At 46.8% G+C, this 17,204-nt stretch carries 13 protein-coding genes; 8 read left to right on the top strand and 5 right to left on the bottom strand.

Annotated elements, in window-relative coordinates; genetic code table 11:
- Positions 1–310: 310 nt before the first annotated feature.
- From EIZ48_RS05505 to EIZ48_RS05515, 3 genes are read left to right on the top strand one after another with little or no spacing between them, the layout of a single operon-like run.
- Complete coding sequence (locus tag EIZ48_RS05505; protein WP_160649107.1) at positions 311–1,666, top strand: TackOD1 domain-containing metal-binding protein; 1,356 nt, start codon at positions 311–313, stop codon at positions 1,664–1,666.
- Positions 1,663–3,036, top strand: coding sequence for a glycosyltransferase family 2 protein (locus EIZ48_RS05510; RefSeq protein ID WP_160649109.1), 1,374 nt, complete (start codon positions 1,663–1,665; stop codon positions 3,034–3,036). Before EIZ48_RS05505 ends, EIZ48_RS05510 begins: the two co-directional genes overlap by 4 nt.
- Positions 3,033–4,082, top strand: coding sequence for an HlyD family secretion protein (locus EIZ48_RS05515; RefSeq protein WP_160649111.1), 1,050 nt, complete (start codon positions 3,033–3,035; stop codon positions 4,080–4,082). Before EIZ48_RS05510 ends, EIZ48_RS05515 begins: the two co-directional genes overlap by 4 nt.
- Here EIZ48_RS05515 and EIZ48_RS05520 read toward each other — a convergent pair.
- The gene (locus EIZ48_RS05520) at positions 4,079–4,507 is read right to left on the bottom strand and encodes a MarR family winged helix-turn-helix transcriptional regulator (protein ID WP_160649113.1); all 429 of its coding nucleotides are present in this window, start codon (positions 4,505–4,507) and stop codon (positions 4,079–4,081) included. The two genes, EIZ48_RS05515 and EIZ48_RS05520, sit on opposite strands and share 4 nt — an antisense overlap.
- A 223-nt stretch (positions 4,508–4,730) precedes the next feature.
- Here EIZ48_RS05520 and EIZ48_RS05525 point away from each other — a divergent pair, with 223 nt between their 5' ends.
- Complete coding sequence (locus tag EIZ48_RS05525; protein WP_160649115.1) at positions 4,731–5,192, top strand: hypothetical protein; 462 nt, start codon at positions 4,731–4,733, stop codon at positions 5,190–5,192.
- On the opposite strand, the gene EIZ48_RS05530 is transcribed toward EIZ48_RS05525, so the two are convergent.
- Complete coding sequence (locus tag EIZ48_RS05530) at positions 5,176–6,237, bottom strand: endonuclease/exonuclease/phosphatase family protein (protein ID WP_240152883.1); 1,062 nt, start codon at positions 6,235–6,237, stop codon at positions 5,176–5,178. The genes EIZ48_RS05525 and EIZ48_RS05530 overlap by 17 nt on opposite strands.
- A 166-nt stretch (positions 6,238–6,403) precedes the next feature.
- Positions 6,404–7,672, bottom strand: coding sequence for an O-acetylhomoserine aminocarboxypropyltransferase/cysteine synthase family protein (locus EIZ48_RS05535; protein ID WP_160649119.1), 1,269 nt, complete (start codon positions 7,670–7,672; stop codon positions 6,404–6,406).
- Positions 7,673–8,147: 475 nt separating this feature from the next.
- Between EIZ48_RS05535 and EIZ48_RS05540 the strand changes: the two genes are divergently transcribed.
- Both EIZ48_RS05540 and EIZ48_RS05545 read left to right on the top strand, forming a co-directional pair.
- The gene (locus EIZ48_RS05540; RefSeq protein ID WP_160649468.1) at positions 8,148–8,582 is read left to right on the top strand and encodes an outer membrane lipoprotein; all 435 of its coding nucleotides are present in this window, start codon (positions 8,148–8,150) and stop codon (positions 8,580–8,582) included.
- A gap of 181 nt (positions 8,583–8,763) precedes the next feature.
- The gene (locus EIZ48_RS05545; protein ID WP_160649121.1) at positions 8,764–9,426 is read left to right on the top strand and encodes an alpha/beta hydrolase; all 663 of its coding nucleotides are present in this window, start codon (positions 8,764–8,766) and stop codon (positions 9,424–9,426) included.
- 130 nt (positions 9,427–9,556) lie between these two features.
- On the opposite strand, the gene EIZ48_RS05550 is transcribed toward EIZ48_RS05545, so the two are convergent.
- Positions 9,557–9,937, bottom strand: coding sequence for a PH domain-containing protein (locus EIZ48_RS05550; protein ID WP_075767428.1), 381 nt, complete (start codon positions 9,935–9,937; stop codon positions 9,557–9,559).
- 43 nt (positions 9,938–9,980) lie between these two features.
- Positions 9,981–10,607: an exonuclease domain-containing protein gene (locus tag EIZ48_RS05555; protein ID WP_160649123.1), complete on the bottom strand. Its 627-nt coding sequence runs from the start codon at positions 10,605–10,607 to the stop codon at positions 9,981–9,983.
- A gap of 377 nt (positions 10,608–10,984) precedes the next feature.
- Here EIZ48_RS05555 and EIZ48_RS05560 point away from each other — a divergent pair, with 377 nt between their 5' ends.
- Both EIZ48_RS05560 and EIZ48_RS05565 read left to right on the top strand, forming a co-directional pair.
- On the top strand, positions 10,985–14,107 hold the full coding sequence (locus EIZ48_RS05560; protein WP_338046896.1) for an ImpA family metalloprotease: 3,123 nt from the start codon (positions 10,985–10,987) through the stop codon (positions 14,105–14,107).
- Between the two features lie 267 nt (positions 14,108–14,374).
- Positions 14,375–17,161, top strand: coding sequence for a M16 family metallopeptidase (locus EIZ48_RS05565; protein WP_338046897.1), 2,787 nt, complete (start codon positions 14,375–14,377; stop codon positions 17,159–17,161).
- Positions 17,162–17,204: the final 43 nt, after the last annotated feature.

Genomic DNA, 17,204 nt, shown 5'->3' on the forward strand with positions numbered 1-17,204 from the left:
TTGAGATATCTGATTATGCCAAAACAAGTGAGTAGATAGCTATCAGAAAGTTTCTAAAACATGCTAAAAATCATAATGTTGAGTATTTATAATCGTAATTTGCCCGAGCAATATCACTTTCTTCTCAGAACCGAACAAAAGATTTCGAGGAGATCCGGCCTAAACTGATAACACAACATATTGCCTTAAAAGGGTTTTATCACTGACATCAATGGAAGCGGTTAACCGGGGTAAGCTGGTTTGTCGCTGAAGTTCCTATGACCTTGAAGCGTCGACCTTGAAGTTTTTTGACGTTGAGGCGAGTGTACAGATGGCTGAATCAATAGAGAAGAATACAAGTATTCAGGTGATTGGCGATCCGGTAGCGGAACTGCCAACGAATGTTGATCGGGTAGATGAGTGGAATATTGATATATATCCTTCTGTGCTGGTGAATGTCGAGCCTGCTCGCCAAGATGAGATCCTGCTTAAAATACGTAGTGATGAGGTGCGTCGTCTGCAACCGGTCTTTTGCGTTTCGCGGAGTAAAATGTCGGACGTATTATCAGACGGGTATCTGGAACAAATGCGGCACAGGATCCCGTCAATTATTGAAAAACTCTTGTTATTGCACAAGACTCCTCACCCCGAGCCTCTGGATTTGCTGGCCTGGTATTGCTGGCCGCGTTCTCATTTTCACCTTACACCCGTGTGGTCTGCTATTTATCAAAAAGGTTATCGCTATCCGTTATTGGACTGTCTGGTCGGAATTGAGTCAAACCTTGCTCTGATGAGGGCAGTGGAGCACCATTTGCTGCTACCCGGTAAACTCATCGACAGAATTCGTCTTTGTAGAAACTGCCAGAGTGGTCGTTTGAACTATGTTGATGTTTGTCCTGAATGTAATAGCATCGATATCCACCTCAAACCTGGGGTGCATTGCTTTGTATGTGGTTACGTCGATGATCAAGACGTGTTTATCCAGTCGGGAGTGATGCAATGTCCTAAGTGCTCGACTAAGCTCCGGCATATTGGTGTTGACTATGACCGCCCCTTGGAGCGTTATAGCTGTTATTCCTGCTATATCCGCTTTATTGAGGCTGTCGTCAAAGTTCGTTGCCACGATTGCGGAGAAGTACAGTCGCCTGATGATCTTACGGTCTCGCCTATTAGCGAGTTTCAGGTCGGTAAACTGGCACGTCAAATTGCCCTTGAAGGTTCGCATCTGCTCCACCTTCCTCTGGCCTGGGGGGCCCCTATTACGGTTGACCATTTACCCTGGCTCTTACAGTGGACCAGCTCGAACCAGAACCGATACGGCGGTGATAATACGGTGATGCTGATTTGGCTCTCGAATTTATCAGAGGTAAAAATCGATCTCGGCCTGTTGCGGGTTCAGGAGCGTCTCAAGGAGCTGGTCAAACGCATGCAGGGAATTTTTAGGGAAACTGATGTGGTGTGTCAGTATTCTGATGACATCTTAATTTTACTGTTACCGCACACCAGTGAGCATGTCTGGGAAGCGCTTAGAGACAGGATTGGCAGTTTAAGTGAAGTCGAAGGCCTCGATAAGCTAGAGGTGGTTGTACAGGTGCAGGCATTGCCTGTGCCGGAAGGAATAAAAGCGGAAGACTGGTTGAAGGAATGGATATCAGCCGTGACTCACTATGACGGTGATGTCTTATGAATGAATGGTGGTTTACCGTCCGCTACATCCTGACTGATTTTGCCGGAAATATTGCCAATACGCCATTGGTGATGGCGATGCTGCTGCCGATGTTGCTGGCATTCGAGGTGCCTTTGATGATCCTGACTCTGAGCGGAGTATTGAAGTGGTTTTCCAGGCAGTATAAGGAAGAAGCATTAAAGCGCCCCGGTGAGCAGCCTGTTGTCTCTTGTATTATCACCTGCTATTCCGAGGGAGAGGCGATCAGGGTGACGGTAGATACCTTGCGTGAACAGCTTTATTCCGGTCAGATTGAAATCATTGCCGTTATTGATGGCGCACAGCAAAATGCCCATACCTACCAGGTCGCTCGGGCTTGCCTGCATAACTTTGAAGGCTGTAAAAACCGGCAGTTGGTACTGTTGCCCAAATGGCAGCGCGGTGGCCGGGTATCGACCCTGAACTCGGGACTGGCAGTTGCAAAGGGAGAGATCATCATCAATGTCGATGGCGATACGTCCTTTGACAACAATATGGTTGACGAGATAGTGCGCTGTTTTGATGACCCTGATGTACCGGCTGTTGGCGGAGCACTGAGAGTCCGTAATACCTACGATAGTCTGGTAACCCGGATGCAGGCGTTCGAGTATATGATCTCGATGCACGGAGGCAAAACCGGGTTGAGTGAATGGAATTTGATTAACAATATCTCTGGTGCGTTTGGGGCATTCCGGCGTGATTTTTTACGAAGCATTGGTGGCTGGGATACCCATACAGCAGAAGACCTCGATCTAACCGTCAGAATCAAACACTATCTGCAACGTCATCCCGGAATGAAGATTGCGTTCGCCCCAAAAGCGATTGGCCATACAGATGTACCGAATAGCATCAAGACTCTTGGTCAGCAACGGCTTCGCTGGGATGGTGATCTGTTGTTCTTATATCTGCGTAAACACATCTTTTCGCTGACACCTAGAATTCTAGGCTGGAAGACGTTTATCTACACCTTGGTATTTGGCATTGGTCAGAATATTGTTTTGCCATTGCTGGTCACTATTTATATGTGGTGGTTAGTTTTTGTCTATCCCTCGGAGTTTGTGGCCGCCATTCTTATTGGTTTGTATCTGATTTATTGGGTGTTTTCCATTATCAATTATCTGGTCTTTGTTATTGCAGTTTCAGAGCGGCCGTTGAAAGATTTGAAAATCGCACTCTGGATTGTGCTATTTCCCATTTATACCTTTGCTGTCAGGATGTGGGCAGCCGTCGCTCTGCTGAACGAGATCTTCCGTAGCTCCCATGAGGAAAGTGGAATGGCGCCATGGTGGGTGCTTAAACGGGGTCATCGCTTTCGCTGGTGGCAGGGGCGCAGTGACAAGAGGTCTCGATGAAGGTCACGTTCAATTCTCCCAAGCAGCAGGATGCCGCCAAAGAAGAAGGCGTCAGGGTGCCTTATGCGCCTGCTAAGCGGGTTGCGTTCAATCTCCGTTGGTATTTTATTCTGATTCTGACATTCAGTCCCGTTGCTTTTTTGCTCTGGTATGTTGGCCGCGATTGGGTGATCACAACCGCACCCGGCATAGTGACAACAGAGCCTCAGCTCGTGGTTGCCAGTGGTGAAGGACAAATTGACGAAGTCTTTGTGCTCATTGGGCAAGAGGTTGAGCAAGGCACGCCATTGATGAGGGTGACCTCACCATTGCTTCGGGCGGGGATTGCTGAACGGCGTTATCAGCTCTCACAGTTGAAATTTGACTGGCGCCGTTATAATCAGGCCAAAATGGCAGCTCTTGACGAAGAGATCCGTATTGCCAAGGAAGGGGCGGAAAATCAAGAGACGGTGTTTAAAGAGTATGCCAAGTATAAAAGGCAGAGCCTGGTTTCGAGTGCTGATTTTGCTGCTGTTTTGCAAATTCGCACTCAGTCTCAGTTGATCTATCAGCAGGCGCTGCAGCGCAAAGTGGACGAAATGAGAAAAATACAGGAACTGGTTTCTGCTGGGGCGCAATCAATGGCAATGAACGAGCTGAAGCGAGATCTGGCTGAAATGGAAAGCCGGTTAACCCAGCTTCAGCCTGTTGCTTTTAGTAACGGGCGAGTGGTTGATGTGTTGGTGAAACCCGGTGACTGGGTCTTTGAAGAAACCCCTTTGTTGTTATTGGCAAGGGCTTATCAATATCAGGTCAATGCTTACGTGCTGCCGAAATATATCGAAAAAGTTCAGCAGGATGAGAAGGCCGTTATTCAGTTTTCGAGCGGCGAAGAGCTTAGGGCCAGAGTTGGGCGGGAAGTCGAACTCGCCGATAAAATACCGCCTCAGTTGGCCGGGCCCTTTGAAGGCCACAAAAGTATGCTGAAGGTGAAATTGATTCTGGAAGAGCCCATTCCCGACAAACTGAAAATTGAAGGTTTGCCGGTTATGGTGAAGTTTAACTAGATTGCCGTGACCATTTTCTTAAGTAGTTTAATCATGGTTTTTTGCTCACTTTCATCAAGTGAAGACAACATCTCTTGGTTGACGGCAACAGGGAGATGAATCACTTCGTTTTTTAGTGCTCTCCCTCTATCTGTGAGATAGATCCTGTATGAACGGCGGCTGTTTGGGTCATCGCGCCTTTCAACCAGCCCAAGTTTTTCCAATTTGTCTAGTGTTCGCGTAGTTGTAGAGTTCTCTACCTTGGATTTTTGTGAAATGTCACGCTGAGTGACACCTTCTTCTTCCCACAAACACATCATGGTTGGCCAGAGTGCAATAGACAGCCCATGCTTTTTTAATTCGGTATCAAAGGTTTTAGCGGCTTTATTGGCAACAACATTTATTAACCAGCCAAAACTTTCTTGTCGATCAAAGGTTGTACTCATGATGATCTTTTAGTTAATTCAATCGCTTTGGGCACTATAAGGGAAGTGCACACGTCTTTTCAATCGGTATATGCTGATTTGGTCCTCTAGGAAGCTATTAGGAAGATCCCTGACTTTTCTAATTTTCATCTTTTGTGAGTTGATTTTGATTGTTTGATTTGCAAATGTTGCGTACGCAATGATTGCGTTGTAAGCTGAGCAAAAGTAACAAAGGAAAGCAATTATGAAACCAAGCACTTTGAAGAAAGCACATAAATACGCGGCGGTTTGCGCACTCTTGCTTATCGTAACTTTTTTTACCAGCAGTGTGGTGGCCGACCTATGGGGTGATTTAGCGATGATTACCCGGGTGAAACAAGCGATCTGGGCTTGTGTGTTCTTACTTGTCATAGCCATGATGACAACTGGAATTACTGCTAAGAAACTCTATAAAGCTAAGCCCAAAGGGATCTTTGCCAAGAAAGAGTTACGTATGAAAGTGGCTGCGGTTAACGGGGTCATCATTTTGATCCCTGCTGCATACTTTCTAGCGGTATGGTCAGCTAACGGCCAGTTTGACCAAGTGTTCTGGACTGTGCAAATTATTGAACTGATTGCAGGCTTTATCAATGCTGTGCTAATCGGCTTGAACATTCGTGACGGCATTCGCTTGGGGCAGAAGCGCCCAACTACGAACGCAGTGTAAGGCTTACTGTAATCACGGCGTGATCGGTACTCTGGCTGTCTCGTTCAAAAATGGGATTAATCAAGTGCCGATCATAGGTATGATAGTTACTCACTTCCGCCAGACTCTCTTGATATTCAGCATCAAACTCGCAAGACAGCAGAATGTAATCCAATACCGAGCCTTTGTTGCCGAAATAATGGCTGTAGGGGCGGTGGGTTTGTTGAGTTTCATTGTTTTCTGGATGCTGATTGGCTGACTGGAACAATGCCCAGCTGTCGTGAAGCCGATAGGGGGTAAGTCGATGATCGATATTTGCCTGATAACGGCCCCGAACGGTATGAGTAAGAAGGTGTTGCAACACACCGTCTTGCAAATTGTCGTTGAAATCCCCCATCAATAATACAGGGTTTCCCGACTGTGCTTTGCGCTCGATGATTGCAGTCAGTAGCAGTGCGGCCTCTGATCCTCGTTGAATGGATGATGCCCAACTTCCTGAAATTTCAGCGGTAAGAGCTTCTATGACATAGTGGCTGCTCTCGGCAGGTGTGTCGGTTTCACTGTCGGCGGGACGTTTTGATTTGAAGTGCACAACATAACAATCGCATGGACCAAAATGGGGAATATCGATTGTTGCCCTTATCGGTTGACGGCTGAATTGAAAGTCACCCTGTAACCCCATCGATTTTGCCAGTTCAGCGTTCGGTTTAACGGGTGAGGTGGCTTTTATCGGGTAGCGAGAAGCAATTGCTACAACCGGGCTCTGATAGATGTAATCATCAACGAGTTCAGCTTCATCTATCACAGCAAAGTATGGAAAGCCCTGTCTTTCAACTAGCCGTTGCAGTGATTCTGGGCTGAATACTTCCTGGAAGCCGATCACATCCGGTTGTTGTTTAATCAGGTAGTTGCTTATCCAGCCCTGCTTTTTCTGCCATTGGTCCTGGCTGTAGATATTTTCAAAGTCATAGAAGGCATAAGGTGGTTCAAGGTAATTGCATAAATTGAAGGTCGCCACTTTGATGGTGTCAGAGTGAGGAACAGATGAGCAGGTATCGTGTGACAAAATAGGGCATCTCTGTGAGGTGTAAACACAGGCATTATAACAGAGAGAATATAACAGGCATGATATACATGTATGCCTCCTAAAACATGTAGCCGCTAGAAGCATTAGCGGCCACATGGTTGGTATGTCACAGGCAATTAGACGTGTCTGTTCTTACTTTATGAGGTTAAGCACTCAGAGCCTGCTCCAGATCTGCCAGGATATCATCGATATGCTCGATACCTACCGAGAGACGGATCATCTCCGGGCTTACCCCGGCTTGACGCTGTTCTTCTTCACTCAGTTGGCGGTGAGTTGTTGATGCTGGGTGACAAGCAAGTGATTTGGCATCACCAATGTTTACTAGGCGCTTGAAGATTTTAAGGCTGTCATAAAAGCGAACACCTGCCTCATAACCGTCTTTTAGACCGAAAGATAAAATGGCCGAAGGTTTACCCGCCATGTATTTTTCTGCCAACGAATAATACGGTGAGTCCGGCAGACCGGCATAGCTAACCCAACTTACTTGGTCATGGCTTTTCAAGAACTCGGCGACTTTTAGCGCATTTTCAGTGTGGCGTTCCATTCGCAATGGCAGGGTTTCAAGCCCCTGAATGAGCATGAATGCATTCATCGGAGACAGGGCCGAACCGGTATTACGAAGAGGTACGGTACGGGCGCGGCCGATAAACGCGGCATCACCAAAGGCTTCGGTATATACGACACCGTGATACGAAGGTTCAGGTTGGTTAAACACCGGGAAGCGGTCTTTATGTTGTGCCCATGGGAACTTGCCGGAATCAACAATAACGCCACCGAGGGTTGTGCCGTGCCCGCCAACGTATTTGGTCAGGGAGTGGACCACAATGTCAGCACCAAACTGAATAGGTTTACACAGGACTGGCGTGGCAACTGTGTTGTCGACAATAACCGGCACACCTTGTGCGTGAGCCAGTTCGGCAATGCGTTCAATATCGACAATGTTGCCGGCGGGGTTACCGATACTTTCGCAGTAAACCGCTTTTGTGTTGTCATCGATAAGCTCTGCTAGGCTTTCAGGTTTGTCGTCTTTGGCAAAGCGTACTTCAATACCTTGTTTTGGCAGCATATGGGCAAACAAGGTATAGGTGCCGCCATAGAGCTGGGGAGTCGAAATAATGTTATCGCCAGCTTCTGCCAAAGCGAGAATGGCATAGTTAATTGCTGCACTACCTGCACTGACGACAAGGCCGGCAATGCCGCCTTCCAACGCAGCCATACGCTGCTCTAGTACATCGTTAGTCGGGTTCATGATTCGGGTATAAATATTTCCCGGCACTTCAAGGTTGAACAGATCTGCACCATGCTGAGCATCATCAAATTCATAGGCCACGGTTTGATAAATTGGTGTAGCTACAGACTTGGTTGTCGGGTCGGTTTCGTATCCGTAGTGTATCGATAGCGTTTCGTCTTTCATTTTTCTTCCTTGATTGAAACTGGAGGAAATACCGTTGGTATTATCATTAATCAGTATGTCAAAGGACGTTGCTAAAAACTATAGCTTTGAATTTTCATGGGTTTGTTTAAAACAATATGCGAAATTAGTTATCGCCCCTAGCACATCGTTTTTTATTCAGCCAAAGAACCGGTGTTTTACTGTTTCAATGAAATGGTATGCAGAACATCGAACCCACCTTGGGCAAGGTGTATATGAATAGTGGTGACAAACAGAACGTGAAAGTTGCTACCTTCTTTATGGCCTTTCTTCCTTAGTCAGTGGCTCGATCGTTTCGTAGGGACAGTATTCGTCGTGTTGGGAATAAAGTTAGTTGCCGACAGCTAGTGTTGCTGTGAGTAAAGAGTGGCATAAACGCCTTGCTATACTTATGGCATCGAAATGATGTTTTTGTCGGGCAGGTGATGATGTGAAGAGTTTCTACGCTGTTGTATTGATGCTTTCGATGTTCGGGTTCACTGGTTGTTCCAACAATCCTTACGGTGACTCCTATGGTGTTGCCGATACACGGACAATCCAACAAGTGCGATATGGGACCATTATGAAAACTGAGCCAGTTAGCATTGAAGGCGAAGGGCAGGTTGTTGGTGCCATAGCCGGTGCAGCTGTTGGTGGTATTCTTGGTTCAAAAATCGGCGGGGGATCAGGTTCGGATATCGCAGCAATCGGTGGTGGTGTACTTGGTGGTGTTGCCGGTAGTAAAGCGGCCGAAGGTGTTTCCCGACGAGACGGTGTCAACCTGACCATCAAGATGGATGATGGTGATACCATTGCGATTGTACAGGAGGTCAACCCGAGCATGATCTTTCAGGTCGGGCAAAGAGTCAGGGTAAACATAGATGGAAACACGGCTCGGGTGGTACCTGAATAGCTTGTACACATAGCCGTAGAACCGTTAACTGATCAATAGAACCACTGTAATTTCCGCAGTGGTTTTTTGTTATTCGTCATAGAGGTAGTGCCCGTTTTACAAACGAGGTGGTAAAGGTGTTTCTATTCGGTGTAAGGTGATGGCACCTATCTATCAGATCTATCTAACAGACCGATTAATCATGACTTATTTATCGTGTGTTGAAGTAGAGCCAAAGGTTGAAGCTACCGCCGCCGTCATTTGGCTGCATGGACTCGGTTCCAACGGCCATGACTTCGAGGCTATTTTGCCTGAGCTGAACTTACCGCTAGATGCACCAGTTCGTTTTATCTTTCCTCATTCGCCATCGCTAGCCGTGACCATCAATGGTGGAATAGTGATGCCTGCCTGGTACGACATTCTGGAAATGGGGGCAGGGCGAAAACTGAATACCGAACAACTTCTGGATTCGGCCAGGCGAGTGACTGATTTAATTGAGCGTGAAATGGAACGTGATATTGATAGTGAGCGCATATTGGTTGCTGGCTTCTCACAAGGCGGCGCAGTCGCGTATCATGCTGCACTGAGCTTTCAGCACAAGCTGGCTGGTTTGCTTGCACTTTCTACCTATTTTCCGACGTCTGACATTATCACAATTAGTGAAGCGAACAGGCATATCCCGCTGGAAGTGATGCATGGCAGCTATGATCCTGTAGTATTGCCTACCATGGGTGAGGACGCAGTCAGTGATTTGCTGGCTGCTGGCTGTAAACCAAACTGGCGAACATATCCGATGGAGCATCAGGTTTGCATGCCTCAGATCCGTGATATTTCGGCCTGGCTACAAGATATTCTGAAGTTGTAGACTCTGAATCGAAATATAACAAACGAGTAAGATGATTTTCTGCAGTACTAAAAAGCCACGCATTCGTGGCTTTTTACTTCAATGTTCGAGTCTTATCTCAAGGCTCAAGGCTCAAGGCTCAAGGCTAAGGTTACTTGCCAGCAATTTTAGCCGCTAGCAGTCCCTGCATTGCGTAAACGTTGGTTTTGCCGTTAAATTCCAGAGCAATAGGCTCAGATTGGCCAGAAATCCACAGTTTTAGCTCTGCATCTAGATCGAAATGACCCGTCGTTTCAACGGTATACATAGTGATAGATTTAAAAGGCACCGAACGGTATTCTACTTTTTTGCCTGTCATGCCTTGTTTGTCTATCAAGATCAAACGACGATCTGTCAGAACAATCATGTCTCGAATTAACTTGTAGGCAAGCTCAATCTGCTCATCGGCACCGAGTATGGTGGCAAGCTCTTCCGTTGCCTCTTCGTTACTCATTTCGCCGGCATTACCTAATAGTGCGTCGAATAGTCCCATCATTATTCCTTATTCGTTATATCAAAATGTATAGATGAAGTTGTCAGCAGGCTTGTTTTTTCAGGTAAGCAGTAACCGACGCTTTTGCAGTGCGGGAGAGCTTCTGCATCACTGAAAATTCAGGCATGGTGATCCGGTGATCTGATTTTAAATCTTCCAGCATTAACAGCCACAGTTTGGCCGTCATTTCTGAATCTGCCAGGGCCCGGTGGAAGACGCCGTCGTTGTCGATATCTTTATAGGCCACTAGGGATCCGAGCTTATGGTTTGGAGCCTGCTGGTACAAACGGCGAGCAATGAGCATGGAGCAGGCGAACTGCCCATCATAGCTTCGGCCTATGCTATCCAGTTCGGCATCGAGGAAACGCTGATCAAAGGAAGCGTTGTGAGCAACAAGGTTATACCCGGCAATAAAATCGGCAAACTGATCCATTACTTCGTCACAGGCTGGAGCATGTTGCAGCATTTGGTTGGTGATACCGGTATAGCCTGCAATAAAGCTGCTGACTTTGAAGCCGGGATTCATCAATTGCTGAAAGCGATCCACAACGATGCCGTTGTCTATTTTAACTGCACCGATTTCAATGGCACGATCGCCCATGTTCGGTGAGAGTCCGGTGGTTTCGAAGTCGAGGACGATAACAGTGTTGGCTGCCTGGGAGGTTGTCACGAAATAAGCCTTAGTCTGGCGATAAGAATGACCTTATTGTAACTGTGCGCTTTGAGGAAGCCAATATAACCTTGTTTTTGTGTAATACTCATTCAGTTCTTAACCAATCCATTGTCGTATATAAAAGAGTCAATCCCCGCATTTTTTGAATCAAGCCGATGAATGTATCAGTCTGTATTCCAAATATTTTGACAGACTGAACCAACTACTGTAATTAGCTGAGCAAAAGCACTAGTTTGCTAATATCAACCAATAATAAGAAGAGGTAATTGATGAGGCACGCTCAGTCTTGTCAGCGAATAGCTGCTATAGGAAGTCTTTGCTTGTTAACAGCTTGCAATGGAGGCGGTGAAGCTAGCAGTAGTAGCCCCCCTGTTGTGAAACCATTGGAGGCAGCCAAGTACGAGTTGAAGTCGATCAGCTCTTCGGGGGGAAGTATTCTTCCGCAGAGTGTTTCCGTTGTATCAGGACAAATCTATCACTTTACGATAACACCCAAACCGGGCTTTCAGATTGATTCGGTTACTGGTTGTAATGGGGTGCTTAACGGGCAGCAATATACTACGGCTGCGATTACTACCGACTGTAAAATTACCGCTTCATTTGTAACCAATGCGCAGGCGGCAATAAACAACGAAGATCATCAGTTAGCTTCGTCTGGCGAATTGATTCAATTTGCCCAGAACCATATTGAGAGCAGCAAGCTACAGCGAAATGCATTGTTGGATGTGTTGTATCAGGGAGTAGGAGCATCGATATCATGGCATCCAAGCCATGACAGCATTACCTTCTCAAGCTTTATGCCGGAAAACACCTTCATGGTGCTACGCTCAAACCAAAAAGAAAGCGGGACACCATCTTCCGAGGGGCTGGTTTATGCCGGTCAGCAAGGGGAACACCGCTATGCTGCTATGAGCGCCAGTATGTTCTCGGTTGATTCTTCAACAGCAACCGATCAACTTTTGATGAACTTGGTTAACTGGTTGACAAAAAACAGTGATCCGCAGCGATCCCTGTCTCTTGTGACAACCCATGTCTCGAGTAAGGCTGACAGCTGGTATTTCCCGCATAATGAAGGTATCCGAACTTGGCTTAACAACCACTTTCCTAGCCAGCACGTGATTAATACTGAAAATAGTTGTGATTATGAAGCACTGTCGACCTGTATTGATGAGCAGCAGCCTGATCTTATCATTCTGAGTGATATTGACCGAGCGAACCGTGGCTATGCTGGGGTTAGTGCGGCTATCGAGAAAGCCAAGCGTCTGCAAATCCCGTTGTTGGTCTTAAACTACTGGCGCACCGAGAGCCCAATGGCGGCACCTGTCTATCGTTATATGGGATTGAACACGGCCGGGAACTATTGGAGCGAACATCTGGCTGACAACCTGGCTGTTGATGAGATAAAAGCACCGGATCCCCAACTGTTGGCAGCGAGCACTTTATTGACCAAGCTCGAAGCGGGTCAGTTTGATATGGCGTCACTGGATCAGTGCAATAAAAACTTTATCAATTGCACTGAAGCTGGTTTTCAGGCTGAATTTAAAACTGGTGCCGATTGGTTCCGTCAGGCCGCGATTGCGCTAGATCGCAATAATCTCAAAGCGTTTGACACTGAAACTTTCCCGCTAATTCGCGCCGGATTGTTACTGGCAGATAAATACCGCGCGACAATTGATTATCCGATTGCTCAGGACAGCCCGTCTGATTGGCAGCAAGCCATGTTTGCAGACTGGACGGTCAGTTATGCCCGTGACAAAAATATCGCGCAACCTGACTTGGGAGAATATGTCACAGACAGATCGAATGTCGTTAAAGCTAGCAATGCCCATTATGCCTATCCTGAGACTATTCAGGAAAGCCGAGCCGTACAGGTGCCTTACTCTGGACAATGGACGACAACGGGTTGGTATGCCTTACCGGGAAAAATGATCACTGTGACGCGTACTGATAGTAGTGACGCTACTTTGGCTATGAAGCTTAACTACCATCGCAGCAATACTAACAGGGTGTTCAGTACGAAAGTCTATCGAGGGCCGCTGGAACTCACTCAGCAGCGCATAACGGTCAGTGCAGGTGAAACGGTGACTTTTTCTACTCCTTATGGTGGGCCGATTTATGCGCATCTTGAGGGAAGTGCGACACCTGTTGAAGTGAATCTGAATATAGCCGGTGTTACTAAGCACCCGGCAATCATGGACTTTAGTGATCCGAGCGAAATAACGCTCTTTAATCAGCTGATTGAAAACACAGAGCTGCCGCATGTGGATTTACGAACTGATGGTGCGGAGCAGCATTTACGCCGTGATCGTTTCCTTGGGGCCATTGGTGCTGAGATCCCTTCCGTAACGGCGTTGTTGAAGTCGATTCAAGATGATCATATCAACAGCGTTTACACCTTGGCAGGGTATAAGATTCAAGGTAAAACGCTGGAAGAGTCGTTACCCGAAGATGTGAAAACGGTGTGCCGAAATTTATTTGGTAATACCGATTGTTTTAATCCGGAGTTACATACCCGCAAAATCATTCAGCATGCAAACTACGATCAGAATGCCCAATGTGGTAGTGGCTGTAGCGGTAACCCTTGGGATGCCTCATGGACTATTTCGCCAACTGGTTGGGGAGATAACCATGAGTTAGGCCATAACCTGCAAACTAACCGGCTGAATGTGCATTATGTAGAAGCTGCCGAGACCGAAGACTGGACTAAATACAGCTCTCGGGCAGGTGAAAACTCAAACAATATCTTCCCGTACTATGTGAAGTGGAAGTCTCACTATCAACGTGATGGAAATACGACGACAGTGACTGACGGGCATATGAACCATAAAGATCTTTTCTATGTTTTTATGTCTGATGCAGCAGAAGTTAAAAATAGTTCAGACGAGCGTGTTGTACTGGGAAGAAAATGTACGGTTATGGATGCAGGAAGCGATCGTTTCACTGTGCCATGGAAAAGCAATGCGTATGCAACTCATAATGGCTACCGCATGGCATTTTACATTCAGATGGCGCTTCGCACTGACCAGCAAGTGATGAGTACCGGCGACAGGCTAGATAATGGCTTCGACATGTTTACTTTGTTGTATCTCCATAGTCGCATTTTCGGCCAGTATGCTGCCAATGAAACAGATTGGCTGAATAACCGAGAAAGACTTGGTTTTAGTTCGTTCCCTTATAGTGGTGACAACACCTATGGTGGTAAAACTGTTGCAGCAATACCAGGCAATGATTTTATGCTGATATCGCTCAGCAAGCTGACAAATCAGGACTGGCGTCCATATTTCGATATGTTCGGGTTACGTTATACCAGTTTGGCGGCCAGCCAGGTGACAGCAAATGCCAAGGGAGGTACTGTCAATACGGGAATGTATGTACTTGAAGATGACCTGCCGCCAGCGGCGATGAGTGCCGGGTTAGTATTCTTGCCGCTGTCTTTGGCAGATGCTGCCACTGTCTGGCCGAGGGACAATTCTACGCCAGCAGGTTGTTCGCTGTAATAATCATTGAGATAGCAATAAAGTAGCCGTATATTTCAGGCTATCTGAGTTAAAACGGCTCCTTCTGAAGGAGCCGTTTTTTTTATATTGTGAATTCAGCTTAATCCGTTAATTCGTATCAAAAATAATCATTTGTACCATCTATGTGTGAGCGTATGATAGTTGACTGGTTGAATATAAGTTGAGTCTTATTGTATGGATGGAAAAAGGCTAGTTAGATGTTGTGGGGTTATAGCTGCTTCATTACTGCTGGTGGCTTGTAATCAAGTGCCGGACTCACAACCGCTGGTGGAGGATAGCCAGTGGCAGCAAGGTCAGTTGGATAATGGCCTGAAGTATCATTTACGGTCCGTTAGCGGAGCACCTGTTTCATTTCGCTTATTGGTTCATGCGGGTGCAGTGGATGAAGCCGCTGAGCAGGCAGGGTATGCGCATTTCCTTGAGCATATGGCTTTCTTGGGCAGTGACGGTTTTGATGCCGGAAAAGTTGAATCTTTGTTCGTCGGTGCCGGTGTGACGTTTGGCGATGATCTGAACGCATTTACCTCTCATGATGTTACGAGCTACCAAATCGATCTTCCTGATAATAAGCGCATGGAAGACGCCATTGTCTGGTTGAGTGATATAGCCACTGGCAAGTTGACGTTGGATCCAGCGCTTCTTGAAAATGAAAAAGGCGCAGTATTAGGCGAATTTCGATTAAGGCAACGTGGTGACAAGCCAGCAGAGCTAAAGGCCTTTGAAGCCTTGCTGCAAGGCAGTCGCTATGACGGCATTGATGTTCTCGGGACTCAAGACAGCGTCAAGAATATAAACCGTGAAGGATTGCTAGCGTTTTACCAGGCACATTATCGGCCTCAGAACACTGAGTTGATTATTACCGGTAACATCGATAACCAGCGCTTAGAGCCGATGATTGCTCGATATTTCAATACAGCAAACTTTGTAGGTGGGAGGGCAGGAGAAGATGTTGATATTGATAACGCCGCTATTGAGTCTGGTGATGAAGGGATCGCGAGTCTGACACCTGACCCTCTATATCTCACAGGGGCCGCTGGCCAGCAAGCCGGAATAAGCCTTCTGATTGAATTGGGTGACAGTCGTGTAACGACAGATTTGCAATACCAGACAATGCTTCTTGAGGATGCGGTGCTTCGGGCTATCAGTCGTCGATTGAATGATCGACATATTGAAACCCAGTCACCATTGCTTGGCTCATATAGCTTTCCCACCCTTGTGATTGATCGTTATATAGGGGCGATAGGTGCTGACTTTGCCGAGTCTGATCGGTTGATAGCGCAACAGTTCTTTGCTGAAGAACTTGCCAGCTTGCGTGACCACGGAGTCGGTACCTTTGAGTTTGAGTCGGTTAAGGATTCATTTTTGAATGAGATTAATGGCCTGGATACACAATGGTTGAACAAACGAGCGGTTGATTATTCTGAGGATCGCCTTAACGCACTCATTCTGGGAAAGACCCAGCAATCGAAAGAGGATGTTCGTAGCCAGTTACAAAACTTTGTAGACCAATTGAATCAAGCGAAACTGAATAAGGCAATCAATTCGTATCTCAGTGAGTCACGTAATAAACCAGTATTTGTGGTTACAAGGGAAGAAGGCGCGAGCAAAGCCAAAGCGACATTTACTCAGTTTACAAAGCAGTTCTCAGCCAAAGGCAAGGCGCTGATAATGGCGTCTTCAGCGATGGATATTCCGATGCCTGAAAAGGGCGGCGAAATTACTTTTTACGAGGAGTTAGAGCCTACAACCCATCGCTGGACACTGGAAAATGGCATTGACGTTTGGTTACGACAGATGCCTGAAGCCGGTGACAGAGCCTATGTATACTTGATGTCATCCGGGGGGATGGCGGCATTGCCATCTGAATTACGTTATGCGAGTACATTAGCCCCTTCGGTACTTGCTCGCAGTGGGTTGGCAGGTATTTCTGCCTCAAAACTTGAGCAGTTGCTTGTTCGCCACAACACCTATGTTGAATCAGTATTGTGGGAAACCTCTCATGGTTTATACAGTGAGACGGCCAAACAGGAGTTACCATTTGCTCTCTCGGTGCTGTATCAGGCGATGACGGCTGCCAAAGTCGACGAGCAGTATTTTTCTGCTGTCCAGCAAGAGAGTGTTGTTGAGCAGGGGAACTGGTTATCTTCTCCACTTGGCAGCTATGTCAGCCAGGTAGTTGGAACGCTTTATCCTGCTGATAGTACATTGCAATTGCCGACGGGGGAGGATATCCAGCAAGTGTCACCGGATCAGGTGCAGTCAGTTGTTGATACCTTGATGCGGAAGAAACGGAATTTTACCTTGGTTGTCAGTGCCGATATTGAAGTCAGTGATTTCAACAGACTGCTTAGACGCTATGTGGCGGGTATTTCTTTTGAGGCTGAGTCTGGCTCATCTGCTATTGCCCCTGTCATTACGGATTACCGAACCAATCCAAAGGTATCGACAGCATCTAAGCAAGTTGCGGAAGCGGTAGACAATACGCTCACTTATCAGGTGCATTTACTTTCTCAAGGTAAGCCCAAAAGCACCAAAGATAGATTCACAGCAGATATACTCGATCGGCTATTGAACAAGAGGTACCGGGATGAACTGCGTAATGCCCATGGATTAGGTTATGATCCGTCAGCTCAATTGATCTGGTCTGATGGTAGTGGTGAGACATTGGTGATATTTACGGTAAATGCAGCGCCCGGTAAGCTTGATGCTGTGCGTGCAAGCACTAGACAAGTACTGGAAAAGGCAAGAGCGGGCTTTACAGCCGAAGAGTTTGCGGTGGCGAAATCACAATTGGCAACAGCACTCACGCCGGGGCTGACTAATCCACAGGAGCAAGCTCGAATGCTCAGCAGCTACGTACTGTTTGGTGCAGATCCTCAAGCCGTTCTTCATCCGGACAAAGTCTTGTCGACGTTAACCCTGGAAGAGATTAATGCATTGTCTGAACGTGTAATCGGCAAGGAGGCTCAGCAGATGGAGTCGATGCTAATGCCGAAAGAACCTTCTTCGAAAGCGGGTAACCCGGACGCCTGACAAGAGCATTAATTGGGAAATATGAATACAATTAAAGGTCACC

It is taken from the genome of Photobacterium alginatilyticum, from assembly GCF_009910675.1.
GTDB classification, from domain to species: Bacteria; Pseudomonadota; Gammaproteobacteria; order Enterobacterales; family Vibrionaceae; genus Photobacterium; species Photobacterium alginatilyticum.

Bases quoted from the DNA above. Each gene is read 5' to 3' on its own strand.
- EIZ48_RS05525 (WP_160649115.1), top strand. From the start codon at position 4,731: ATGAAACCAAGCACTTTGAAGAAAGCACATAAATACGCGGCGGTTTGC.
- EIZ48_RS05540 (WP_160649468.1), top strand. From the start codon at position 8,148: ATGCTTTCGATGTTCGGGTTCACTGGTTGTTCCAACAATCCTTACGGT.
- EIZ48_RS05505 (WP_160649107.1), top strand. From the start codon at position 311: ATGGCTGAATCAATAGAGAAGAATACAAGTATTCAGGTGATTGGCGAT.
- EIZ48_RS05535 (WP_160649119.1), bottom strand. From the start codon at position 7,672: ATGAAAGACGAAACGCTATCGATACACTACGGATACGAAACCGACCCG.
- EIZ48_RS05545 (WP_160649121.1), top strand. From the start codon at position 8,764: ATGACTTATTTATCGTGTGTTGAAGTAGAGCCAAAGGTTGAAGCTACC.
- EIZ48_RS05510 (WP_160649109.1), top strand. From the start codon at position 1,663: ATGAATGAATGGTGGTTTACCGTCCGCTACATCCTGACTGATTTTGCC.
- EIZ48_RS05520 (WP_160649113.1), bottom strand. From the start codon at position 4,507: ATGAGTACAACCTTTGATCGACAAGAAAGTTTTGGCTGGTTAATAAAT.
- EIZ48_RS05550 (WP_075767428.1), bottom strand. From the start codon at position 9,937: ATGGGACTATTCGACGCACTATTAGGTAATGCCGGCGAAATGAGTAAC.
- EIZ48_RS05515 (WP_160649111.1), top strand. From the start codon at position 3,033: ATGAAGGTCACGTTCAATTCTCCCAAGCAGCAGGATGCCGCCAAAGAA.